Genomic DNA, 22769 nt, shown 5'->3' with positions numbered 1-22769 from the left:
TCGCGGCGTCCGGGCGCTCCGCCGCCCGCGCGGCGCGCCGCGCCGGCGGCGCGGTGCGCTCGTTCGCTGCGCCCGTGACCTCACTGATCTCACCGGTCGGATGGCTCGTGCTCGCCGCGAGCGGCGTCTCGTTCGCGCTGGCCTGGGCGCTCGGATGGATCGAGCTCGCGTTCGTCGGAGCGACGCTCGCGGCGGCCATGCTCATCGCGATCCCGTTCGTGTTCGGCCCACTGCGCTACCGGGTCGGCATCGAGCTCCAGCCGCGGCGCGTCATCGCGGGCGAGCGCGCGCTCGGCCGGCTCGTCGTGCACAACGCCGGCGACGCGGCATCCGTGCCCTCGCAGCTCGAACTGCCGGTGGGTCAGGGCCTCGCGGAGTTCGTCATCCCGACGATCGCGGCCGGCGCAGAGCACGAGGAGCTGTTCGCGGTCCCGACGCAGCGCCGCGCCGTGATCGTCGCCGGACCGGCGACGTCGGTGCGCGGCGACCAGCTCGGACTGCTGCGCCGCGAGGTGCGCTGGACCGAGCCCGTCGACCTGTTCGTGCACCCCGTCACCGCTCGCCTGAAGCCCTCGGCGGCGGGGCTGGTCCGCGACCTCGAGGGCGAGGTCACCAAGACCATCACCGACAACGACATCTCGTTCCACGCGCTCCGCGCGTACGAGCCCGGCGACGCGCTCCGCAACGTCCACTGGCGCACCTCGGCGCGAACCGGGCAGCTCATGGTCCGCCAGTACGAGGAGACCCGTCGATCGCAGCTGCTGCTCGTCCAGGCGACCACGGCCGAGCACTACGCCTCGGACGACGAGTTCGAGCTCGCCGTGTCGATGCTCGCATCCCTCGGCGTTCAGGTGATCCGCGACGCCACGCAGCTCGAGGCTGCGACGGACCGCCTGCGGCTGGGAACGGCCACGCCGACGGCCCTGCTCGACGACACCTGCCGGATCGCACCGCGCGAACAGGGACCGGGGCGGATCCGCGACGTCGTCCGCGAGGCCGCACGACGGGCCGCGGCGCCGAGCGTCGTGATCGTCATCGGCGGTTCACTCGCGCCGCTCGCGGAGTTCCGGGCGGTCGAGACCGTCTTCGGCTCGGACACGCAGATCCTGGCGTTCCGCGCCGAGCTCGGCGCGCCGTCGCGCATCACGCGCGTCGGCGAGTCGACCGTCGTCACGGTCGGTGCGCTCGACGAGCTCTCCCGTCTCGTGAGGAGGGTCCGCCCGTGACGCGCATCCCCAACGCATCGCTCGTCGACCTCGGCGTGCTCTGCGTGCTCTCCCTGCTCGCGATCGCCGGCTTCGAGACGAGCTTCGGCGGCCTCGACTTCCTCACGGCCGCGCTCGCGGGCCTCGTGGTCGGAACGCTCGCCGCCGTGCTCGGCACCCTGTTGAAGCTCGACGTGCTCGTCACGGTGCTCCTCGGCATCGTGCTGTACTACCTGGCCGGCACCCCGTTCGCGATGCCGGGCGAGGCGTTCGCCGTCGTGCTCCCGACGCTCCCGTCGCTCGCGGGCCTCGCCGTCGGGGCGGTGCACGGCTGGGCCGACATCCTCACGATCGCGGCACCCGTCGAGGCGCCGGACCATGTCGCGGCCGTGCCGTACGTGGCCGCGTGGCTCGTCTCGCTCGTCGGCGGGATGCTCGTGCTGCGCTGGCTGCCGCGGCGTCGCACGCCGCTGCGGGCCGCGGTCGTCGTCGTCGGGCCGGTGCTGCTGCTGCTGGCCGGCATCCTGCTCGGCACCGACCAGGCCTACCTCGCCGCGGTGCGCGGCGTCGCGTTCGCGGCGATCGCCCTGGTGTGGATCGCGTGGCGGCGCGGCGCCGGCGTCGAGTCCCGCGGCGACGGCGCGGCGCGCCTGCGCCGCCGCAAGCTCGCCGGGTCGACGCTCGTCATCGCGGGTGCGGTGACGGTCGGCGCCGTCGCGGGTCTCGCGCTCGCACCGGTCGCGCCCGACCGGTTCGTGCTGCGGGAGGAGGTCGTGCCGCCGTTCGACCCGCTCGAGTTCCCGAGCCCGCTCGGCGGGTACCGCGAGTACACCAAGGACCTCGCGGAGACGCCGCTGTTCGCCGTGACCGGACTCGAGCCCGGTGACACGCTGCGCCTGGCCTCGATGGATTCCTACACGGGCCGGCTCTGGAACGTCGCCGGGCCCGAGGAGGCCGCGGCCGACGGCGGGTACTCGATCGTGGGCGAGACGCTCCCGGCGCCCGACCTCGCGGACCTCGGCAGCCGGCGGACGATCGAGGTCGACATCTCCGGCTACTCGGACGTCTGGCTCCCCACCGTCGGCTACGGGTCCCAGCTCGTGCTGCTCGACCGAGGCTCGGTCGCGCGTGCGGGCGACGTCCGGTACAACCCGGCGGCGGGCACCGCGGTGCTCACGAGCGGCGCGGGGGATGGGACCCGGTACCGCCTCGAGGCCCGCGTGCAGCGCCAGCCCGACGACACCGACCTCGCGAACACGCCCGTCGCACGACTCGAGATGCCGATCGTCGAGAACCTGCCCGACGTCGTCGCGGCGAAGGCCGAGGAGTTCGCCGGAGACGCGACCAGCCCGGTCGAGCAGCTCCGGGGCATCGAGCGCGCGATGAAGACCCAGGGCTTCCTCAGCCACGGACTGGCCAGCGACGCCGCGTCGTCGCGAGCCGGGCACGGCGCGGACCGCCTCATCGAGATGTTCACGCGGTCGGAGATGGTCGGCGACGAGGAGCAGTACGCGGCGGCGATGGCGCTCATGGCCAGGCACCTCGGATACCCGTCGCGCGTCGTGATGGGCTACGCGCCCGAGATCGCGGAGGATGCCGACTCGGTCGAGGTCGTCGGTGCCGATGTGACCGCATGGGTCGAGGTGCCCTTCGAGGGCGTCGGATGGATCGCCTTCCGGCCGACGCCCGAGAACGTCGACGTGCCCCAGGAGCAGACCCCGAAGCCGAAGTCCGAGCCGCAGCCGCAGGTGCGCCAGCCCCCGCGGGCGGAACAGGTCGAGGACGAACTGCTCACGACGACCGAGGTCGACGACACCGACGACGAGGACCGCGAGCGGCCGTTCAAGCTGCCCATGTGGGCGTGGGTGGCCATGGGGTCGGTCGCGGTTCCTGCGCTGGTCGCGTTCGTGCCGTTGCTGGTCGTCGCGCTCGCCAAGCGCCGCCGTCGCAGCCGTCGCCGTCGGGGCGCGCGCGACCGGCAGGTCGCCGGCGCGTGGGACGAGCTCGTCGACCGGTACGCCGAGCTCGGGTTCGAGCCGCCGGACCGCGCGTCGCGCCTGCAGACGGCCCGCGCCCTCGAACGCCAGCTCGACGAGCAGGGGCTCGGTGCGCTTCGCGCCGAGGGCGGGGCATCGCTCTCCGTGCTCGCGGCCACGGTCGATCGCGACGTGTTCGGCGGCGGCGAGGTCGCCGAGCGGGCGGTCGAGCGCAGGTGGACCGAAGCGGATGCCGCGGCCGCGGCGGTCGCGGGTGCCGCCGGGCGCCTGCGGCGGATCCTCGCCCGGTACCGGTTGCGCCGCCGGGGTTAGGGTGGGGGCGTGAGCGAGCCCGACTTCATCGTGCCCCCGCCGGGGCTCGTCCCGGGTGCGCCCGTGGCCAAGCCCCAGGCGCCCGAGACGGCGATCGAGGGCACCGTGCGAGCGGATCGCTCCCTGCCGTCGTTCCAGCCGCCGCCCGGCATCCGCACGCCGTCCTCGCTGCCGGCCGCGCCGTCTGCGCCGGCGCAGGCAGCGTCGGCGCAGGCGCAGGCGCAGGCGCAGGCGCAGTCGCAGTCGCAGTCGCAGCCGCGGTGGCGCCTGCGCAGCGCCGACGGCGTCGAGATGCGGATCGACGACCGCGTGGTCGCGGGCCGCGACCCGAAGCCGCCGGCCTGGATGGCCGGGGCGGTCCCGTTCGTGGTCGAGGACCCGTCGCGCTCGATGTCGAAGACCCACGCGCTCATCGAGGTCTCGGGCGGTCGACTGCGCGCGACCGACCTGGATTCCACGAACGGCGTCCGCGTCTGGCCGGACGGCGGGGACCCGCTGGATCTCGAACCCGGAGTCCCGACCGAGGTTCCGCACGACGCGGTGCTGCTGCTCGGCGACGTGGCGTTCCTGGCCGAGCGGATGCCGGACGACGGGGCGTGATGCACCGCAGCGACACCATCGAGGCCCCGCGTCACCCGGCCGGGGGCGGGCGGACGGGATGGTAGCCTTGCGACGTGCTCAGCGGCCGGCTTCTTCTTCTCCGCCGCGACGGGGCCTCGTTCTGACGGCCGTCCCCGTCGCGGAGTTCGTCGTCGGCTGCCACACCCGTCACGAGGAAGAACACATCAATGCCCGCGGAAGCGACTGAGCGACACCCGAACGAGCCCGCCCGCCCGCGCACCCTGGCCGAGAAGGTCTGGGATGCGCACCTGGTGAAGAAGGGCGAGGGCGGCACGCCCGACCTCATCTACATCGACCTGCACCTCGTGCACGAGGTCACGAGCCCGCAGGCCTTCGACGGCCTGCGCATGGCCGGGCGGCCGGTGCGCCGGCCCGACCTGACGATCGCGACCGAGGACCACAACACCCCGACGCTCGAGATCGACAAGCCCATCGCCGACCCGACGAGCCGCATCCAGATCGAGACGCTGCGTCGCAACGCCGCGGAGTTCGGGGTGCGCATCCACTCGCTCGGCGACAAGGAGCAGGGCATCGTCCACGTCGTCGGCCCGCAGCTCGGACTCACCCAGCCGGGCATCACCGTGGTGTGCGGCGACAGCCACACCTCGACGCACGGCGCGTTCGGCGCCATGGCGTTCGGTATCGGCACGAGCGAGGTCGAGCACGTGCTGGCCACCCAGACGCTGCCGCTGAAGCCGTTCAAGACCATGGCGATCACGGTCGACGGCACGCTGCGCCCCGGCGTCACCGCGAAGGACATCATCCTCGCCGTGATCGCCAGGATCGGCACGGGAGGCGGTCAGGGCTACGTGCTCGAGTACCGTGGCAGCGCCATCCGCTCGCTGTCGATGGACGGCCGCATGACGATCTGCAACATGTCGATCGAGGCGGGCGCCCGGGCCGGCATGGTCGCACCCGACGAGACCACGTTCGAGTACCTGAAGGGCCGAGCGCACGCGCCCGAGGGTGCCGACTGGGATGCCGCGGTCGAGTACTGGAAGACGCTGCCGACCGACGAGGGCGCCGAGTTCGACGCCGAGGTCGTCATCGACGCCGACGAGCTCGAGCCGTTCGTGACGTGGGGCACCAACCCGGGCCAGGGCGTGTCGCTCAGCCAGAACGTGCCCGACCCGGCCGACATCGAGGACCAGCACGAGCGCGCGGCCGCCGAGCGCGCACTGGAGTACATGGACCTCGCGGCGGGCACGCCGCTGAAGGAGGTCAGGGTCGACGCCGTGTTCATGGGCTCGTGCACCAACAGCCGCATCGAAGACCTCCGCGCGTTCGCGTCCATCGTGCAGGGTCGGCGCAAGGCCGACGGGGTCCGCGTCATGGTCGTCCCGGGCTCGGCCCGCGTGCGACTCGAGGCCGAGGCCGAGGGGCTCGACAAGGTCTTCGAGGAGTTCGGCGCCGAGTGGCGCTTCGCCGGATGCTCGATGTGCCTCGGCATGAACCCCGACCAGCTCGCGCCGGGCGAGCGCTGCGCGTCGACCTCGAACCGCAACTTCGAGGGCAGGCAGGGCAAGGGCGGCCGGACGCACCTGGTCTCGCCGCTGGTCGCAGCCGCGACCGCGGTCCGCGGCACGCTCTCGAGCCCGTGGGATCTCGAACGGGATGCCGCGACCGACGCGGCGACCGCTGCCGGCGCCGTCGCAGGGAAGGGGCACTGACCATGGAGAAGTTCAGCACCGTGACCGGCGTCGCAGCGCCCCTGCGTCGTTCGAACGTCGACACCGACCAGATCATCCCCGCCGTGTTCCTCAAGCGCGTGACCAAGACCGGGTTCGACGACGCGCTGTTCCACGGTTGGCGGCAGGATCCGGAGTTCGTGCTCAACCGCCCCGAGTACGCGGGCGCGAAGGTCCTCATCGCCGGACCCGACTTCGGCACCGGCTCGAGCCGCGAGCACGCCGTGTGGGCGCTGCGCGACTTCGGCTTCCAGGTCGTCGTCTCGAGCCGGTTCGGCGACATCTTCCGCGGGAACGCGGGCAAGCAGGGGCTGCTGGCGGCGCTCGTCGCCTACGAGGACGTCGAGCGGCTGTGGGCGGCGATCGAGGCGCAGCCCGGGGTCTCCGCGACCGTCGACCTCGTCGCGCGCACCGTCTCGGTCGGCGATCTCTCAGTCGAGTTCGACATCGACGACTACACTCGGTGGCGGCTCCTGGAAGGCCTCGACGACATCGGGCTGACCCTCCGGGACGAGCCGGCCATCGCCGAGTTCGAGTCGCGTCGGGAGGCGTGGCGCCCGAAGACGCTTCCCATCAGGGAGCCGGCAGAGACAGGGATCTGAGTGAGCACACTCGTGGATGACGCGAAGCAGCACGGCACGGCGGTCGGCCTCCAGGTCGACCGGATCACGATCAACGGCGGCAAGCCGCTCCGCGGTCGGATCGAACTGAAGGGTGCGAAGAACCTCGTCACCAAGGCGATGGTCGCGGCGATCCTCGGCGACACCCCGAGCGTCCTGAAGGACGTCCCGAACATCAGCGACGTCCGCATCGTGCGGGGCCTGCTCGAGGTGCACGGCGTGACCGTGACCGAGGGCTCGGCGGAGGGCGAACTCGTCCTCGACCCGGCAGCCGTGGAGTCGGCGCACATGGCCGACATCGACGCCCACGCGGGCTCGAGCCGCATTCCGATCCTGTTCTGCGGCCCGCTGCTGCACCGGCTCGGCGAGGCGTTCATCCCCGACCTCGGCGGCTGCCGCATCGGCGACCGGCCGATCGACTACCACCTCGAGGTGCTGCGCAACTTCGGCGCGATCGTCGAGAAGCTGCCGAGCGGCATCCGCATGTCGGCCCCGAACGGGCTCAAGGGCGCCAAGGTCTCCCTGCCCTACCCGAGCGTCGGCGCGACCGAGCAGGTGCTGCTGACCGCGGTCCGCGCGGAGGGCATCACCGAACTGACCGGGGCCGCGATCGAGCCCGAGATCATGGACCTCATCAACATCCTCCAGAAGATGGGGGCCATCATCACGGTCGACACCGACCGGGTGATCCGCATCGAGGGTGTCGAGCGGCTCACCGGCTACACCCACCGCGCCCTGTTCGACCGGAACGAGGCCGCGAGCTGGGCCGCAGCGGCCCTCGCGACCGACGGCGACATCTTCGTCGGCGGCGCACGCCAGGCCGAGATGCTCACCTTCCTCAACATCTTCCGCAAGGTCGGCGGCGCGTTCGAGATCGAGGACGACGGCATCCGCTTCTTCCACCCCGGCGGTGAGCTCAAGCCCGTCATCATCGAGACCGACGTGCACCCCGGGTTCATGACGGACTGGCAGCAGCCGCTCGTGGTCGCGCTGTCCAAGGCCAAGGGCGTGTCGATCGTGCACGAGACCGTCTACGAGCAGCGGTTCGGCTTCGTCGAGGCGCTCGTCGAGATGGGCGCATCCATCGACGTGCACAAGGAGTGCCTCGGCGGCCGGCCGTGCCGGTTCGGCCAGCGCAACTTCCAGCACTCCGCCGTCATCTCCGGTCCGGCGAAGCTCCACGGCGCCGACATCGTGGTGCCCGACCTGCGCGGCGGCTTCAGCCACCTCATCGCGGCGCTGACCGCCGAGGGGCGTTCGACCGTGTCGAACGTCGGCATCATCGCGCGCGGCTACGAGAACTTCATCGGCAAGCTCGAGCTGCTCGGGGCGGACTTCGCGCTCGAAGGATAATGGGTCAGTGCCACACCAAGACCCGACCGCCTCGGCGGCGCCCGTGAAGCGCGGCGCCGAGAAGCGGCGTCCCTCGTTCTTCTGGGTGCTCGCCGCCCTCGTCCTCCCGCTGTGGAGTCTCGGCGTGAAGTACCGGTTCCACCACGCCGAGCGGATGCCGCAGTCCGGACCGCTCGTGCTCGCGCCCAACCACTACAGCGAGATCGACCCGATCGTCATGGGGGCCGCGGCATGGCACCTCGGGCGCCTGCCGCGGTTCATGGCCAAGGCCTCGCTGTTCAAGAACCCCGTGCTCGGCTGGTTCCTGCGCACCTCGGGGCAGATCCCCGTCGAGCGTGCGGGCAGCCGCAGCCACGCGGCGCTCCGCGCCGCGGAGGACCTCGTCGAGAAGGGCCGGATGGTCATCGTCTACCCGGAGGGCTCGCTCACCCGCGACCCGGACCTGTGGCCGATGCGCGGCAAGACCGGCGCCGTGCGCATCGCGCTCGAGCGCGGCATCCCGCTCGTTCCCGCAGCCCACTGGGGAACGCAGGCGATCATGCCCCGCTACGCGAAGAAGCTCAGCTTCTTCCCGCGCAAGACGGTCGACGTCATCGTCGGCGAACCCGTCGACCTGTCGGCGTACGAGGGCCGGCCGCTCGACCAGGCGACCATGGCGGCCGCGACCGACGACCTCATGGACGCGATCGCGGCACTCGTCGGCGAACTGCGGGGCGAGACGCCGCCGCCCGAGCGCTGGGACCCGACCGCGCACGGCCAGCGCGAGACGGGGCGACTCGATGGCTAGGGCCGGGCGCCGGGCCCCGGGCAGGCGCGTCGCGGTCCTCGGCGCCGGCAGCTGGGGCACGACGTTCGCGAAGATCCTCGCCGACGGCGGCGCCGACGTCGTGCTGTGGGCCCGCCGTCCGGAACTGGCGCGCGAGATCCAGGAGGCCAAGCGCAACAGCGACTACCTGCCCGGCATCAACCTGCCCATCGGGCTCCGCGCGACGAGCCGGCTCGATCTCGCACTGGCGGGTGCCGAGCAGGTGTTCGTGTGCGTGCCCAGCCAGTCACTGCGCGACAACCTGATCGCCGCGGAGCCGCACCTGCACGCCCAGGCGACCGTCGTCTCGCTCATGAAGGGCGTCGAGAAGGCCACCGGCCACCGCATGAGCGAGGTCATCGCCGAGATCCTGCCCATCGCCGAGTCGCAGATCGCGGTCATCTCCGGTCCCAACCTCGCGCTCGAGATCGCGCGGGAGCAGCCGACGGCGGCCGTCGTGTCCTCGACGAGCCTCGAGACGGCGCAGGCCGTGGCATCCGTCGCCCGGAACACCTACTTCCACTCGTTCGTGAACACCGACGTGATCGGCACCGAGTTCGGCGGGGTGCTGAAGAACCTCATCGCCGTGGCGATCGGCATCGTCGACGGTGCCGGCTACGGCGAGAACACGAAGGCGTCGATCATCACCCGCGGCCTGGTCGAGATGACCGACTTCGCCGTCGCCTACGGCGCGCACCCCGACACGCTGTCGGGGCTGGCCGGCCTCGGCGACCTCATCGCGACCTGCCAGTCGCCGCTCTCGCGGAACAACACGGCCGGGCGGCTGCTCGGCCAGGGCTACAAGCTGCCCGAGGTCGTCAACCAGATGCAGCAGACCACCGAGGGGCTCGCATCCGTGGGCCCGATCCTGGAGCTCGCGCGCGCGAAGGGCGTCGAGATGCCCATCGTCGAGCAGGTCCGCCAGGTGCTGGCCGGATCGCTCGACCCGAAGGACATCGCACCGCACCTCACGACCGACGACGAGCCGCAGGGCGAAAGGACTTCAGATGGACAAGCTCAGGGTGGTTCTGCTCTTCGGCGGGCGTTCAAGCGAGCATTCGATCAGCTGCGCCACGGCGGGGGGAGTGCTCCGGGCGATCGACCGTGAGCGCTACGAGCTGATCCCCGTCGGCATCACGCGCGAGGGGGCGTTCGTCCTCGAGGCCGACGACGCCGACCGGTTCGCCCTCGACCCGGAGCGCCTGCCCGAGGTGCACGACAACGGCACGCGCGTGCTGTGGCCCGACTCGTCGGCCTCGCGCGAGCTGCGGGTCGTGACGGCCGACGGCGGCACGGCCTCGCTCGGCGAGGTCGACCTCGTCTTCCCGATCCTGCACGGGCCGTTCGGCGAGGACGGCACGGTCCAGGGGCTGCTCGAGCTCGTGGGCCTGCCGTACGTCGGGTCGGGCGTGCTCGCGAGCGCCCTCGGCATGCACAAGCACTTCGCCAAGACCGCGCTGGCCGCCGCGGGGATCCCCGTCGCACCGTGGCGCACGGTGACCGTGCGCGAGTGGGCGGACGACCCCGCCCGGGTCCGCGAGGCGGCCGCCTCGCTCGGCCTTCCGCAGTTCGTCAAGCCCGCGCGGGCCGGTTCATCGGTCGGCGTGAGCAAGGTGACGGATGCCGCGGGGCTCGACGCCGCACTCGAGATCGCGTTCGCCGAGGACGACACCGTGCTCATCGAGTCGGCCGTGGTCGGCCGCGAGGTCGAGATCGCGGTCCTCGGCGGCGCGCCGGGCGAGCGTCCGCGTGCGTCGGTCGCGGGCGAGATCGTGCTCGCGGGCGACGGCTTCTACGACTTCGCGGCGAAGTACCTCGACGCCCCCGGGGTCGACCTGGTGTGTCCGGCCGAGCTCGGCGACGGCCGGCTGGAGGAGATGCGCGAGCTCGCGATCCGCGCGTTCGAGGCGATCGGCGCGGAGGGCCTCGCCCGAGCCGACTTCTTCCTGACCGATGGCGGGTTCGTGGTGAACGAACTCAACACGATGCCGGGGTTCACGCCGATCTCGATGTTCCCCAGGTGCTGGCAGGAGTCTGGGCTGTCGTACCCCGAGCTGATCGACGAACTCATCCGGGTCGGGCTCGCGCGCGGCGTCCGGGTCGGGTGACGAGGCCCGCGGAACGCTCGGGCGGGGCCGCCCGAGGCGGAGCGCGCCGGCTCAGCCCTCGTCGAGTCCGCCGAGGTCGGTCAGGTCGGTGCACCCGCCCTCTGCGGGGATCGCCGCGACCGCGGCCGACAGGTCGGTGATGGCGCTCGACCCCGACACGACGTCGTTGTCGACGACGACCTCGACTGCGGGCGTGCGCCCGTAGGTCGTGAACCGGTAGGTGGGCGCGTCGGACTCGTCGATGATCCAGTCGACCTCGTCGACGCTCACGCAGCGCAGCGTCGTCGGGCCGGGCGGCTCGACCCCGCAACGCAGCAGCACGCTCGCGGGGGACCCCCATGCGCCGGTGCCCTGCGCACTCGTGGCGCGGGCGTCGAGGCCGGCGGCTTGGTCCGGCAGGCGCACGACGACGGCGGCGCAGTCGGGGTCGGCGGCATCCGGTGCCGGATCGAACGGCACGGGCTGGCTGCAGGCGGCGAGCAGCGGGAGGGCGGCGAGGACGGCGACCGCCGAGCCCAGTCGGGCGAGGCGGCGCGGGGGGCGACCGGAGCGGGGAGCGGACATCGTCGATCAGGCTACCGTGGGTGCCATGGATCAGCCTGCACGCGAGTCGTCCCCGACGATCGGCGACCTCGGCGAGACGGCCGTGCTGGGGCGGATCCTGCCGCGGCTCGAAGACGGCCGGGCGGCGCTCGTGGGAGCCGGGGACGATGCTGCGGTCGTGGCGGCTGCCGACGGCCGGTTCGTCGTCACGACCGACCTGATGGTGCACGGGCCCGACTTCCGGCTCGCGTGGTCGAGCCCGCACGACCTCGGTTGGAAGGCCGCGGCGACGAACCTGACCGACGTCGCCGCGATGGGCGCCCGCCCGACGGCGCTCGTCGTCGCGATCGCGGCCCCGCCGTCGATGCCGGTTTCGGTGCTCGAGGGCATCGCGGACGGGCTCCGGGACGGGCTCGCCGCGCTCGCACCGGGCGCGGGCGTCGTCGGCGGCGACCTGTCGGCGTCGAGCGTGCTGACGATCGCGGTGACCGCATTCGGCGACCTGGAGGGGCGGGCACCCGTGCTCCGGTCGGGTGCGCGCCCGGGCGACGTGCTCGCGCACGCGGGGGCGCGCGGCGATGCCGCGCGCGGTCTCGCGCTGCTGTTCGCGCAGGCGAGGGATGCCGCGGGCGAGCCCGACCCCGAGCTGGCGGAGGCGCTGCGCGCGCGGCACCCCCACCTGGTCGGGGCGCAGTTGGCGCCGAGTCCGCCGGTTGCGGCGGGGGTGCTCGCGGCGAGGGCGGGCGCGACGGCGATGCTGGATGTCAGCGACGGGCTCGCGCGGGACGCGCGACGACTCGCCGAGGCGAGCGGAGTCGCGCTCGACTTCCACGGGTCGGCGTTCGGCGACGACCCGATGACCGCGCTCGCCGGAGCCGAGGACCACGGGCTGCTCGCGACCTTCCCCGCAGGGGCGGTGCCGCCGGAGCCGTTCCAGGTGGTCGGCTCCGTCGTCGCGGGAGGCGGCGGCGCTGCCGTGCGCGCGGGCCTGCTCACGCTCGACGGCGAGCCGGTCGACACCGGCGGGTGGGACCCCTATTCGGGCTGGGACGGCATCGCCGGCTGATCCGTCGGGTCGGCCGCGGCCCACCACAGCGTCGTCTCGCCGTAGTCGCGTCGACGTTCGGGGACGATGCCCGCGGGCCACTCCGGTTCGGGGGAGCGGCTGCTGCGTTCGACGACGACGATCGCGTCGGGTCGGAGGAGGGGGGCGAGCAGCGCGAGGTCGCGCGCGAGGTCGGCTTCGCCGAGGTCGTAGGGCGGGTCGACGAAGGCGAGGTCGACGCCGGGCGCGGCGGCCTCGAGGTAGGCGGCGACGCTCCGCGGCTCGACCCGCACGCGGGGCGTCGTGCCCCCGCGGGCCGCCTTCGCGAGCGCTGCGGCGTTGCGCCGGCACACCTCCGCGGCGGGCCTGGCCCGCTCCACGAGGACGACCTCGGCGGCGCCGCGGCTCCCGGCCTCGAGGCCGAGTGCCCCCGATCCGGCGTAGAGGTCGAGGACGACCGCGCCCTCGATCGCGTCGCGCGCGTCGAGCGCGGAGAAGATCGCCTCGCGCACCCGGTCGCTCGTGGGGCGGGTGCCGGATCTCGGCACCGCGAGCGTGAGGGACCCGGCGAAGCCGGCGATGATGCGCGTCATGTCTCGGGAGCATAACGGCCGCCTCCGGGCCGCTGCCATGATTGGTGGTGTGGAAGACTCGACCGACGCCCTGCACGCCGATCCGTCCCACCGGGACTCGGAGCAACGGGCCATCGACCGCATGTGGGACTTCGGCGATCCGATGGCGAGCGAGGCGCGATTCCGCGCCGCCGCGGCCGACGAGGCCCTCGACGCCCACGCACGGGCGGTGATGGCGACCCAGCTCGCCCGGGCGATCGCGATCCAGGGCCGAGTGGACGAGGCGCACGCCGCGCTCGACGCGCTCGAGGCCGAGCGGCACGAGTCCGGGGCACAGGACGCCGCCGAACTGCGGGCGCGCATCGCACTCGAGCGGGGCCGCATCGCGGCGTCCGCCGAACGGGCCGACGAGGCGGTCCCGGAACTGACCCGGGCGGTGCGCGAAGCGGCGGTCTCCGGCTCGACGTTCCTCGTGCTCGACGCCCTGCACATGCTCGCGCTCAACGACGCCGGCCATGAGGAGGAGTGGGCAGCGGAGGGCTTCGACATCCTCGACGGGGTGCGCGATCCGCGGCTGCGGCGGTGGGGCGTGGCGCTGCACAACAACCTCGGCTGGACCAAGCACGACGGCGGCGACGCGCTCGCCGCGCTGCACCACTTCCGCAAGGCCGTCGAGGCCGCCGATGCCTACGGCACCGCGGGGCAGCAGCACGTCGCGCGCTGGGCCGTCGGCCGCGCGCTGCGCACGCTCGGCCGCACCGACGAGGCGCTGGAGCTGCAGCGCGAACTCGCACTGGCGCGCCCCGACGACCCGTACGTGCGCGCCGAACTCGACGCGCTCGCCTCGCCGACGACGGAGGCCGAGCCTACGATCGAGGCATGACCGTCGACCGTGTGGCCGAGGGCGGGCCGAACCTCGACAGCAAGCTCTCGGGCGTCCTGGGCGGGCGCACCGCGCAGGCGCTCCAGCGCGCGTTCGGGTACTCCGTCGTCGGCGACCTGCTCGCGCACTACCCGCGCCGGTACGCCGCCCGCGGCGAGCTGACGGCCCTCGCGTCGCTCCCGCTGGAGGAGAACGTGACGATCGTCGCCGAGGTGCTCGAGGTGCGCGAGCGCACGATGCGGTCGCGCCGGGGCTCGATCCTCGAGGCGAAGATCTCGGACGGCACGGGCGTGCTCACCCTCACGTTCTTCAACCAGGCGTGGCGGGCGCGAGAGCTCAAGCCCGGGGTGCGCGGCATGTTCGCGGGGAAGGTCTCCGACTACCGGGGGGCGCGCCAGCTCGCCCACCCCGACTACCAGGTCTTCGACGAGTCCGCGCCCGCGACCACGGGAGCGGATGCCGCGGCCGTGCGGTGGGCGACGGCGCCGATCCCGATCTACCCGGCCACCGGGTCGCTCTCGAGCTGGCAGCTGCAGACCGCCGTCGGGCTGGTCCTCGACGGGGTGGGCGGCGTGCCCGACCCGCTTCCCGAGGGCGTGCGCCGGGCGCACGGCCTGCTCGCCCACGCCGACGCGCTCGAACGCGTGCACCGGCCGGAGCGCGACGACGACTGGAAGGCCGCGCGCCGCACCCTGCGGTTCACCGAGGCGTTCGTGCTGCAGACCGCGCTCCTCGAGCGCCGGGCCGCCGCGCGTGCGCACGAGGCCGTGGCGCGGATCCCCCGCCCCGGCGGCCTGCTCGACCGGTTCGAGGCGTCGCTGCCGTTCGAGCTGACCGACGACCAGCGCGAGGTCGGCGGCGAGATCCTCGCCGACATCGCGGCGGCCGTGCCGATGAACCGGCTCGTACAGGGCGAGGTCGGCTCGGGCAAGACCGTCGTGGCGCTGCGCGCTATGCTCGCCGTCGCCGAGTCCGGCGGCCAGGCCGCGCTGCTCGCCCCGACCGAGGTGCTCGCCGCGCAGCACCTGCGTTCCATCGCGCGCATGCTGGGCCCCGGACTCGCGGCCGAGGTCATGCCGACGCTCGTGACCGGGCAGATGCCTGCGGCAGACCGCCGGAGGGCGGCGCTCCGGGTCGCGGCGGGCCAGGCGCGCATCGTCGTGGGCACGCACGCGCTGCTCGGCGACACCACCAGCTTCGCCGACCTCGGCCTCGTCGTCGTCGACGAGCAGCACCGCTTCGGCGTCGAACAGCGCGAGGCGCTGCGGCTGAAGGGGCGGCACCCGCACGTGCTCGTGCTCACGGCCACGCCGATCCCGCGCACCGTCGCGATGACCGTGTTCGGCGACCTCGACGTGAGCACCATCCGGCAGCTGCCCGCCGGCCGCGCAGGCATCGAGACCCACCTCGTGCCGCTGGCCGAGCGCCCGACGTGGCGCGCCCGCGTCTGGGAGCGGCTCGCGGAGGAACTCGCCCAGGGGCGGCAGGGCTTCGTCGTGTGCCCGGCCATCGAGGCGAAGCTCGTCGAGGACGACGGTGGAGCCGACGCGGCGCCCGACGCGGGCGGCCCCGTGGCATCCGTCGCCTCGGTGCTCGCCGAGCTCACCGCGCTCCCGGCCCTCTCGGGCGCGCGCATCGCACCGTTGCACGGCCGCATGGCGGCCGACGAGAAGGACGAGGTCATGCGCGCGTTCGCCGCGGGCGACCTCGACGTGCTGGTCGCCACGACCGTCATCGAGGTCGGCGTCGACGTCCCCAACGCGAGCACCATGGTCGTCGTCGACGCGGATCGGTTCGGCGTCTCGCAGCTGCACCAGCTCCGCGGCCGCGTCGGCCGGGGCAGCGTCCCGGGGCTGTGCCTGCTCGTCTCGGCGGCCGAGCCCGGCACGGTCGCCCGCGAGCGGCTCGAGGCCGTCGCGGCGACCGGCGACGGATTCGAGCTCGCGCGCGTCGACCTCGAACTGCGCCAGGAGGGCGACGTGCTCGGGGCCATGCAGTCCGGCGGGCGGTCCTCGCTGAAACTGCTCCGCGTCGCGCGCGACGGCGAGGTCATCGCCGACGCGCGCGAGGCCGCCGCCGGGCTCCTGGCCGACGACCCGAAGCTCGCCGCGCACCCCGCGCTCGCCGACGCGGTGCGCCGCCGCCTCGACGACGAGACGAGCGAGTTCCTGAGCAGGGGCTGAGACTGCGACGCGACGGGCCCGAGACCCGCGCAGCGCACTACGCTGGCACGTATGCAGCGGATCGCCGTCGTTCCCGGATCATTCGACCCCGTCACGCGGGGGCACCTCGACGTGATCGGGCGGGCGGCGGGGCTCTACGACCAGCTCCACGTGGTGGTCGTGCACAACCCGGACAAGTCCGCGCTGCTGCCGATCGCGCAGCGCGTCGCCCTCATCGAGGAGTCGATCGCCGAGGCCGGCATCGACGGCGACATCGTCGTCGCGGCGTGGAGCATGGGCCTCCTCGTCGACTACTGCACGGACGTCGGTGCGAGCGTGCTCGTCAAGGGCATCCGCTCGCAGCTCGACGTGGCCTACGAGACGCCCATGGCGATCGTGAACCGGCACCTCGCCGGCGTCGAGACGGTCTTCCTGCTGCCTGATCCGGCCAACGCGCACGTGTCGAGCTCCCTCGTGCGCCAGGTCTCCGCGCTCGGCGGCGATGTCGCACCGTACGTGCCGAACCCGGTCGCGACCTACCTGCAGGGGGCGATGCAGCCGTGAGCGGGACCGAGACGGCCGTCGGGACTCCCACGATGGGCATCGACGAGGTGGGAACGCGTTCGGCCGACATCGTCCGCAACGTCGAGGCGGTCATCAGCGGCAAGCGCGACGCGGTCACCGCGGCGCTGACCGTGCTCCTGGCCGAGGGGCACCTGCTCATCGAGGACGTCCCCGGGGTCGGCAAGACGATGCTCGCGAAGGCGCTCGCGCGCTCGGTGGACTGCACGGTCAGTCGCATCCAGTTCACCCCCGACCTGCTGCCGTCGGACGTCACGGGCGTCTCGGTGTTCGACCAGGTCTCGCGCCGCTTCGAGTTCAAGCCCGGACCCGTGTTCGCCAACCTCGTGATCGGCGACGAGATCAACCGCGCGAGCCCGAAGACGCAGTCGGCGCTCCTCGAGTGCATGGAGGAACGGCAGGTCACCGCCGACGGCACCACCTACCGTCTCGAGCAGCCGTTCACGGTCGTCGCGACGCAGAACCCCGTCGAGATGGAGGGCACCTACCCGCTGCCCGAAGCGCAACGCGACCGGTTCATGGCCCGCATCTCGATGGGGTACCCCGCCACCGCCGACGAGCTCTCGATGCTCGCGCACCGCGAGACCGCGAGCCCGCTCGACTCGCTCGAGCCCGTCGTCACGCTCGCCGAGCTCCGGGCGATGGTCGTGACCGTGCAGCACGTGTTCACCTCCGAGCCCGTGAAGCAGTACGCGGTCGAACTCGCCCGCGCGACCCGCGACGACCGCCAGCTCCGGCTCGGTGCGAGCCCCCGCGCGACGCTCCAGCTCGTCAGGGCCGCGAAGGCGCACGCGGCCATGCACGGCCGCGACTTCGTGCTCCCGGACGACGTCGACGCGCTCGCCGTGCCCGTGCTCGCGCACCGGCTCGTGCCGACGAGCCGAGCGGTCGGCGGCCACGACCACGACGGCGGGCCGCTCATCGACCAGATCGTGCGCCGGATCCTCGCCGAGACGCCGGTCCCGGTGGGCAGCGCCCGGAGGGAGTGACCGCCGATGCCGTGGCCCCGCCGTGCACGCCATCCGGCGCGTCCGCGCCTCACCCGGCGCGGGATCGCACTGCTCGTGCTCGGCGGCATCCTGTTCGCGGTCGCGCTGTGGTTCGACCTGCGCGACCTCCTGCTGCTCGCCGCGGTCGGCCTCGCGATGCCGGTCGCCGCGCTCGGGTACCTCGCCATCCGGCCGCCGGCGCTCACGGTGCACCGCACGTTCGAGCCGGGCATCGTGGGCGCCGGGCGCTCCTCGACGGTGCGGTTGCGCGTGCGCAATCGCAGCAGGCGGCCGTTCGACGGCGCGCACTGGCGCGACCTGGCGTCGCCCGCATTGCGCACCCCGCCCGAGGCCATCCTGCCGGCGATCGGGCGGACCGAGCCGTACCTGCGCTCGGGCGACGACGAGGTCGGGGTGGAGTACCGGGTGCGCACACCGCGCCGCGGCGTCTTCGAGGTCGGCCCGCTGCGCGTCTCGGTGACCGACCCGTTCGGGCTCGCGCGCCTCGACCGGGTCGCGGGCGGCGCGAGGGAACTCGTGGTGACCCCTCGGATCACGCCGCTGGACTCGGCCGTCGGACTCGTCGCCAGCGTCGACGGCACGGTGCACGCACTCCAGCGCCGGACGCACCCCAACAGCGACGAGCTCATCGCACGCGAGTACCGCTACGGCGACCCGATGCGCCGGGTGCACTGGGCCGCGACGGCGCGCCGCGGCGAGCTCATGGTCCGCGACGAGGAGCAGCGCGGCGACCCGGAACTCCGCATCCTGCTCGACACCGTGCTCGGCGCTCGAGCGCATCCGCCGGGGTCGGGAGGCCTGCGCGAGGGGGCGGACCCGCTCGATCCCGCGTTCGAGCTCGGCGTCGAGATCGCGGCCTCGATCGGGGTGCACCTGATCGGCCAGGGGTTCCGGGTCCGGGTCGATCCCGTCGACGACCCCGACGCGGACGTCGCGGCGATCGCGCCCGAGGGCGGCGGCTACCGGTCCGGCGGCGGCGAGGCCGCGCTCCTGGAAGACCTGGCGCGCCTGGAGTCGCCGGGGCCTGCACCGGCACGGCGCGCCGGTGCCGGCGATCGGGGCATGCGCGGCGCGACCCCGACCTCCGCACGCCGCGACGCGCGGATGCCCGCGGTCGCGGTGATCGTCGACCCGTCGGCGGCGGCCGTCGACGGCCTCGTCGCGCTGCGGAGCTCGGTCGAGCCCGCGATCGCGTTCGCGGCCGAGTCCGTCCCGCACGCCCACGTCGTGCACCTCGAGGACGCGGACTGGCGCGTCATCCGCGTGCGCCGTCCGGCCGACCTGCCCGCCGCCTGGCAGGAGGCGTGGCGAACCGCACGCGAGGCCGCCCGCACGGGAGGCCGCGGTGGTGCCTGATCGTCTCCCGCTGAGCCGCGCGCAGTCGCTCGCGTTGTCGGCGGTGAGCCTGCTGCTCGTCCTCGTCGCGACGACCGCCCTCGGTCCGCTCATCTCGGGCAGCGCGTGGTGGTGGGCCGGTGCCGTGGTCGCCGTCGCGGTCATCGGCGGCGGCGCCGCGCTGCGCAGCATCCGAACGCCGCCGTCGCTCGTGCCCCCGCTCGAGCTCGTCGCGGCCCTGCTCGCGCTCACGCTCCTGTTCGGCGGCGGCACCGCGCTCGCGTTCATCGTCCCGACCCCGGACACGCTCGCGGCGTTCGGCGCGCTCGCCGAGGGGGCCCAGCGCACGATCGAGCAGCAGTCGGTTCCCGCGCTGCCGGTTCCGGCGCTGGTGTTCGCGATCGCGGTGGGCGTCGGACTCGTCGCCGCGCTGACGGACTTCCTCGTCCAGACCGTGCGGGTCCCGGCCCTCGCGGCGGCCCCGGCGCTCGTGCCCGTGCTCGTGCCCGGACTCTTCCTGAAGGACGGCGCCGACACCACCGCGATCGTCTTCACGGCGCTGGCGTACCTGTTGCTGCTGCGCATCGACGTCCGGGTGCGCCGCGCGTCGGAGCTGCTGCACGAGTCCGAGGGCGAGGACGCCCCCGTCGTGCGGGCACCGAAGCGGGCCCCGCTGGTCTCGACGTTCGGCGGGTCGATCGCCCTGGCCGCGGTCGGGGTCGTCGCGGCATCCGTCATCGCGGCCGCGACGCCGAGCGTCTCGACGAGCTTCCTGGTCGGCTCGGGCGGGCCGGGCACGCTGTTCGCGCGGGGCGTGAGCCCGTACGTCGACCTCGGGAGGGACCTGCGCCGACCCGACCCGGTACCGGCGTTCAGCTACGTCTCGCCCGAGGGCGCCCGGCCGTACTTCACGCTGCTGACGGTCGAACGTCTCGAGGGGCAGGTGTGGTCGGCGACCGAACGCGCGGTCGACGGCGCCAACACGCTCGCGACCATGCCGGGGCCGGACGGCCTGGCGGACGCGGTTCCCGCCGAGTCCAAGCAGGTCGCCGTCCGGGTCGAGCAGGTGCGGACGGCGTGGCTGCCGTTGCCGTACCCGTCCGTGCAGGTCGAGGGCGTCGAGGGGTCGTGGTTCTGGGATCGGGGCACGCTCAACGTGCGCAGCGTCGACGCGACGACGCTCGGCCAGGAGTACCGGCTCTCGCACCTCGACGTGGACCCGACCGTCGCGCAGCTGCGCGGCGCCCCGGCCGCTCCGGGCGGCGCGGTCGCGGAGGAGACGCGGAGCCTGCCGGAGGACCTGCCGCCGATCATCGGCGAGACCGCGGCCGAGGTCACCGCGGGCGCCCTGACGAGGTACGACGCGGCGGTCGCCATCCAGCGGTACCTGCGCTCGTCGGCGTTCGAGTACTCCGAGACCGCTCCGGCCGCGTCCGGGTACGACGGTGCGGGGTTCGAGGCGATCGGCGCGTTCCTCGAGCAGCGAGCGGGCTACTGCGTGCACTTCGCCTCGACGATGGCCGTGCTCGCGCGGGAGGTCGGCATTCCGTCGCGGATCTCGATCGGCTACACCTCGGGGAACCCCGGCGACCGTCGGATCGACGGCGACGTGGTCATCGAGGTCGACTCGCACGACCTGCACGCCTGGCCCGAGCTCTACTTCGAGGGGGTGGGCTGGGTTCCGTTCGAGCCGACTCCGGGCCGGGGGAGCGTGCCCGACTACACGCGGCCGAATGCGGGCGACCTGACGCCGGGGATCATCCCGACCGCGCCGTCGACGTCGCCTGGCGCGACGGGGCGTCCCGAGGGCGACCCGGATCGCGCGCTGGGTTCCGACGCGGCGGCGGCGCAGGCCGGCCCGGCGTGGGTTCCCGTGACGGTGATCGGCCTCGTCGTGGTCCTGCTCCTGCTGGTGCCGGCCGGCTCGCGCGCGGTCGTGCGCGCGGGTCGCCGATCGCGCATCCGGTCGGGCGTGCAGCCGGCGGATGCCGCGTGGCGGGAGGTCGTCGCGACGGCCGGCGACCTCGGGCTCCCGGTCGACGAGCGCAGCACGGTCCGAACCGTCGTGGCGGGCCTCGCGGCCGGGGCCGCGTTCGCCGATCCGGGGGCGCGAGCCGCCCTCGACCGGATCCGGGACGACGTGGAGCGCGAGCGGTACGGGCGGGTCCGCTCCGTGGCGTCCCCGGCGCACGTGGACGCCCGGAACGCCCCGACGAGCGAGGGGGCCGAGGCCGAGCAGGGCCGACGTGCGCGGATCGCCCGGGACGTGGATGCCGTCTGCGCCGCGCTCAGGAGGGACGCGCCGCCCTGGCGTCGGGCGGCCGCGATCCTGCTTCCGGCGTCGCTGCGACCCGCCATCGGCCCCGTGGTCGGCAGAACCACGACGCCCGGCGCGTAGAATGCTCGACCGTGGCCGATCAGCACTCCCCGTTCCGCGTCAACGTCCGCGACCTCGTCAACCGTCCCGGCGAGATGCGCGAGCAGCAGTTCGACGTCCCCGCACCCGAAACGCTGGGTGAGGGGCTGGTCGGCGTGCGCGAGGGTTCCGACCTCGGCGTCGACGTCCGCCTGGAGTCCGTCCACGAGGGCGTGCTCGTGACCGCCGAGGTCGATGCGACCGCCGAGGGGGAGTGCGGGCGGTGCCTCACCGAGATCGCCCTGCCGGTCCGAGTCGAGTTCCAGGAGCTTTTCGCGTATCATTCTGGGGAAGCTTTCGAGTATGAGGTTCAAGACGACCACGTGGATCTTGAACCGCTCATCAGAGATGCGGTAGTGCTGGCACTGCCCTTCCAGCCGGTGTGCCGGCCCGACTGTCCCGGTCTCGATCCAGAGACCGGTCTGCGTCTGGCCGAGCATCCGGAGCTCGACACCCCTGAGGCACCGTCCGACCCGCGTTGGGCTGCGCTCGCCGGGTTCCAGGCTTCCGAGGACGACGGCACGGATCAGGCATCCGAGGCCGACCAGCAGAGAGATTGAGAGAGAGTCATGGCTGTTCCCAAGCGGAAGAAGTCACGCGCCAACACCCACGCGCGCCGTTCGCAGTGGAAGGCCGAGGCCCCCACGCTCGTCAAGACCGTCGAGAACGGCAAGGTCACCTACAGCCTGCCGCACCGCGCCCGCGTGGTCGAGGACTCGGCGGGCACCCCGCTCTTCCTCGAGTACAAGGGCCGCAAGGTCGCCGACGTCTAGTCGGCCCAGAGACGACGAACGACCGGTCGTGAGGCGCGCGGAGCGTACGGACACCGGGGCTGACGAGCTCGCCCAGCTGCAGCGCACGCTGGGCGTCGAGCTCGACCCCGATCTCCTGCTCCTCGCGCTCACGCACCGGTCGTTCGCGTATGAGAACGGCGGCATCCCGACCAACGAGCGCCTCGAGTTCCTGGGCGACTCGATCCTCGGGCAGGCCGTCACGGTGCGGCTGTTCACCGACCATCCCGAACTCGACGAGGGCGAGCTGGCCAAGCGGCGCGCGAGCCTGGTCTCGAGCGCCGCGCTGGCCGAGGTCGCGCGCACGATCGGCATCGGCCGGTTCATCCGGCTCGGCCGTGGCGAGACGATGACCGGCGGCGCCGACAAGCCGTCGATCCTCGCCGACACCGTCGAGGCCATCATCGGCGCGGTGTTCCTCTCGCGCGGCGGCGAGGTCGCGACCGAGTTCGTGCTGAGCCTCGTGGCGCCGCTCATGGACGATCCCGCGCGCTTCGGCGCCGCGATGGACCCGAAGACGAGCCTGCAGGAGATCGCGGCGCGCCGCGGGTCGGCTGCCCCGGCGTACTCGGTCAGCGAGAGCGGGCCCGACCACAACAAGCACTTCGTGGCGACGGTCGTCGTCGGCGACCTCGTCGAGGCGTCCGGCGAGGGATCGAGCAAGAAGCAGGCCGAGATGGCCGCCGCGCTGCGCGCGTGGACCCTGCTCAGCGACCGCTGA

At 73.5% G+C, this 22769-nt stretch carries 21 protein-coding genes; 19 read left to right on the top strand and 2 right to left on the bottom strand.

Annotated elements, in window-relative coordinates:
- Positions 1–74 precede the first annotated feature (74 nt).
- The 9 genes from DSM26151_RS09135 to DSM26151_RS09095 all read left to right on the top strand — a co-directional run bounded on the left by DSM26151_RS09135 (position 75) and on the right by DSM26151_RS09095 (position 10709).
- Positions 75–1226: a DUF58 domain-containing protein gene (locus DSM26151_RS09135; protein WP_234659257.1), complete on the top strand. Its 1152-nt coding sequence runs from the start codon at positions 75–77 to the stop codon at positions 1224–1226.
- Positions 1223–3514 (top strand): transglutaminase-like domain-containing protein, encoded by a 2292-nt coding sequence (locus DSM26151_RS09130; RefSeq protein WP_234659256.1) that lies wholly within the window; start codon positions 1223–1225, stop codon positions 3512–3514. Before DSM26151_RS09135 ends, DSM26151_RS09130 begins: the two co-directional genes overlap by 4 nt.
- A 9-nt stretch (positions 3515–3523) precedes the next feature.
- Positions 3524–4114 carry an FHA domain-containing protein gene (locus DSM26151_RS09125; RefSeq protein ID WP_234659255.1) on the top strand — a complete coding sequence of 197 codons (591 nt, stop codon included), beginning with the start codon at positions 3524–3526 and terminating at the stop codon, positions 4112–4114.
- 188 nt (positions 4115–4302) lie between these two features.
- Positions 4303–5805, top strand: coding sequence for a 3-isopropylmalate dehydratase large subunit (gene leuC, locus DSM26151_RS09120; protein ID WP_234659254.1), 1503 nt, complete (start codon positions 4303–4305; stop codon positions 5803–5805).
- 2 nt (positions 5806–5807) lie between these two features.
- Complete coding sequence (gene leuD / locus DSM26151_RS09115) at positions 5808–6425, top strand: 3-isopropylmalate dehydratase small subunit (RefSeq protein WP_234659253.1); 618 nt, start codon at positions 5808–5810, stop codon at positions 6423–6425.
- Positions 6426–7796 (top strand): UDP-N-acetylglucosamine 1-carboxyvinyltransferase, encoded by a 1371-nt coding sequence (gene murA, locus DSM26151_RS09110; RefSeq protein WP_234659252.1) that lies wholly within the window; start codon positions 6426–6428, stop codon positions 7794–7796.
- A gap of 7 nt (positions 7797–7803) precedes the next feature.
- Entirely contained in the window at positions 7804–8583 is a 780-nt protein-coding gene (locus DSM26151_RS09105) for a lysophospholipid acyltransferase family protein (RefSeq protein ID WP_234659251.1), read from the top strand.
- Positions 8576–9709 carry an NAD(P)H-dependent glycerol-3-phosphate dehydrogenase gene (locus DSM26151_RS09100; RefSeq protein ID WP_234659250.1) on the top strand — a complete coding sequence of 378 codons (1134 nt, stop codon included), beginning with the start codon at positions 8576–8578 and terminating at the stop codon, positions 9707–9709. Before DSM26151_RS09105 ends, DSM26151_RS09100 begins: the two co-directional genes overlap by 8 nt.
- The gene (locus DSM26151_RS09095) at positions 9609–10709 is read left to right on the top strand and encodes a D-alanine--D-alanine ligase family protein (protein WP_234659249.1); all 1101 of its coding nucleotides are present in this window, start codon (positions 9609–9611) and stop codon (positions 10707–10709) included. The genes DSM26151_RS09100 and DSM26151_RS09095 overlap by 101 nt, the downstream gene beginning before the upstream one ends.
- Positions 10710–10760: 51 nt before the next feature.
- On the opposite strand, the gene DSM26151_RS09090 is transcribed toward DSM26151_RS09095, so the two are convergent.
- Positions 10761–11273 carry a DUF3515 family protein gene (locus DSM26151_RS09090; protein WP_234659248.1) on the bottom strand — a complete coding sequence of 171 codons (513 nt, stop codon included), beginning with the start codon at positions 11271–11273 and terminating at the stop codon, positions 10761–10763.
- Between the two features lie 25 nt (positions 11274–11298).
- Between DSM26151_RS09090 and thiL the strand changes: the two genes are divergently transcribed.
- A complete protein-coding gene (gene thiL / locus DSM26151_RS09085) occupies positions 11299–12318 on the top strand; it encodes a thiamine-phosphate kinase (protein WP_234659247.1) in 1020 nt (339 codons plus the stop codon).
- Here the strand turns inward: thiL and rsmD are convergent.
- A complete protein-coding gene (gene rsmD, locus DSM26151_RS09080; protein ID WP_234659246.1) occupies positions 12288–12890 on the bottom strand; it encodes a 16S rRNA (guanine(966)-N(2))-methyltransferase RsmD in 603 nt (200 codons plus the stop codon). The two genes, thiL and rsmD, sit on opposite strands and share 31 nt — an antisense overlap.
- A gap of 49 nt (positions 12891–12939) precedes the next feature.
- On the opposite strand from rsmD, the gene DSM26151_RS09075 reads away from it, so the two are divergent.
- From DSM26151_RS09075 to rnc, 9 genes are read left to right on the top strand one after another with little or no spacing between them, the layout of a single operon-like run.
- Positions 12940–13752, top strand: coding sequence for a tetratricopeptide repeat protein (locus tag DSM26151_RS09075; protein ID WP_234659245.1), 813 nt, complete (start codon positions 12940–12942; stop codon positions 13750–13752).
- On the top strand, positions 13749–15935 hold the full coding sequence (locus tag DSM26151_RS09070) for an ATP-dependent DNA helicase RecG (RefSeq protein ID WP_234659244.1): 2187 nt from the start codon (positions 13749–13751) through the stop codon (positions 15933–15935). The genes DSM26151_RS09075 and DSM26151_RS09070 overlap by 4 nt, the downstream gene beginning before the upstream one ends.
- A 51-nt stretch (positions 15936–15986) precedes the next feature.
- Positions 15987–16478 carry a pantetheine-phosphate adenylyltransferase gene (gene coaD / locus DSM26151_RS09065; protein WP_234659243.1) on the top strand — a complete coding sequence of 164 codons (492 nt, stop codon included), beginning with the start codon at positions 15987–15989 and terminating at the stop codon, positions 16476–16478.
- 32 nt (positions 16479–16510) lie between these two features.
- Positions 16511–17485, top strand: coding sequence for an AAA family ATPase (locus DSM26151_RS09060; protein ID WP_234661853.1), 975 nt, complete (start codon positions 16511–16513; stop codon positions 17483–17485).
- A gap of 6 nt (positions 17486–17491) precedes the next feature.
- Positions 17492–18862, top strand: a complete 1371-nt coding sequence (locus DSM26151_RS09055; protein ID WP_234659242.1) for a DUF58 domain-containing protein — start codon at positions 17492–17494, stop codon at positions 18860–18862.
- Entirely contained in the window at positions 18855–21239 is a 2385-nt protein-coding gene (locus DSM26151_RS09050) for a transglutaminase family protein (protein WP_234659241.1), read from the top strand. Before DSM26151_RS09055 ends, DSM26151_RS09050 begins: the two co-directional genes overlap by 8 nt.
- A gap of 11 nt (positions 21240–21250) precedes the next feature.
- Entirely contained in the window at positions 21251–21817 is a 567-nt protein-coding gene (locus DSM26151_RS09045) for a YceD family protein (protein WP_234659240.1), read from the top strand.
- Between the two features lie 9 nt (positions 21818–21826).
- Positions 21827–22030, top strand: a complete 204-nt coding sequence (gene rpmF, locus DSM26151_RS09040; protein WP_092669520.1) for a 50S ribosomal protein L32 — start codon at positions 21827–21829, stop codon at positions 22028–22030.
- Between the two features lie 28 nt (positions 22031–22058).
- Positions 22059–22769, top strand: a complete 711-nt coding sequence (gene rnc / locus DSM26151_RS09035) for a ribonuclease III (protein WP_234659239.1) — start codon at positions 22059–22061, stop codon at positions 22767–22769.

The sequence above is a fragment of the Agromyces marinus genome, from assembly GCF_021442325.1.
Lineage (GTDB): Bacteria > Actinomycetota > Actinomycetes > Actinomycetales > Microbacteriaceae > Agromyces > Agromyces marinus.
The sequence above is the reverse complement of the archived record's forward strand: the minus strand, read 5'-3'. Positions and strand labels throughout refer to the sequence as shown.

What these genes read in the sequence shown, in the direction of transcription:
- leuC (WP_234659254.1), top strand. Translation starts at nt 4,303, where the DNA reads ATGCCCGCGGAAGCGACTGAGCGACACCCGAACGAGCCCGCCCGCCCG.
- leuD (WP_234659253.1), top strand. Translation starts at nt 5,808, where the DNA reads ATGGAGAAGTTCAGCACCGTGACCGGCGTCGCAGCGCCCCTGCGTCGT.
- DSM26151_RS09100 (WP_234659250.1), top strand. Translation starts at nt 8,576, where the DNA reads ATGGCTAGGGCCGGGCGCCGGGCCCCGGGCAGGCGCGTCGCGGTCCTC.
- DSM26151_RS09095 (WP_234659249.1), top strand. Translation starts at nt 9,609, where the DNA reads ATGGACAAGCTCAGGGTGGTTCTGCTCTTCGGCGGGCGTTCAAGCGAG.
- DSM26151_RS09090 (WP_234659248.1), bottom strand. Translation starts at nt 11,273, where the DNA reads ATGTCCGCTCCCCGCTCCGGTCGCCCCCCGCGCCGCCTCGCCCGACTG.
- thiL (WP_234659247.1), top strand. Translation starts at nt 11,299, where the DNA reads ATGGATCAGCCTGCACGCGAGTCGTCCCCGACGATCGGCGACCTCGGC.
- rsmD (WP_234659246.1), bottom strand. Translation starts at nt 12,890, where the DNA reads ATGACGCGCATCATCGCCGGCTTCGCCGGGTCCCTCACGCTCGCGGTG.
- DSM26151_RS09070 (WP_234659244.1), top strand. Translation starts at nt 13,749, where the DNA reads ATGACCGTCGACCGTGTGGCCGAGGGCGGGCCGAACCTCGACAGCAAG.
- coaD (WP_234659243.1), top strand. Translation starts at nt 15,987, where the DNA reads ATGCAGCGGATCGCCGTCGTTCCCGGATCATTCGACCCCGTCACGCGG.
- DSM26151_RS09060 (WP_234661853.1), top strand. Translation starts at nt 16,511, where the DNA reads ATGGGCATCGACGAGGTGGGAACGCGTTCGGCCGACATCGTCCGCAAC.
- DSM26151_RS09055 (WP_234659242.1), top strand. Translation starts at nt 17,492, where the DNA reads ATGCCGTGGCCCCGCCGTGCACGCCATCCGGCGCGTCCGCGCCTCACC.
- rpmF (WP_092669520.1), top strand. Translation starts at nt 21,827, where the DNA reads ATGGCTGTTCCCAAGCGGAAGAAGTCACGCGCCAACACCCACGCGCGC.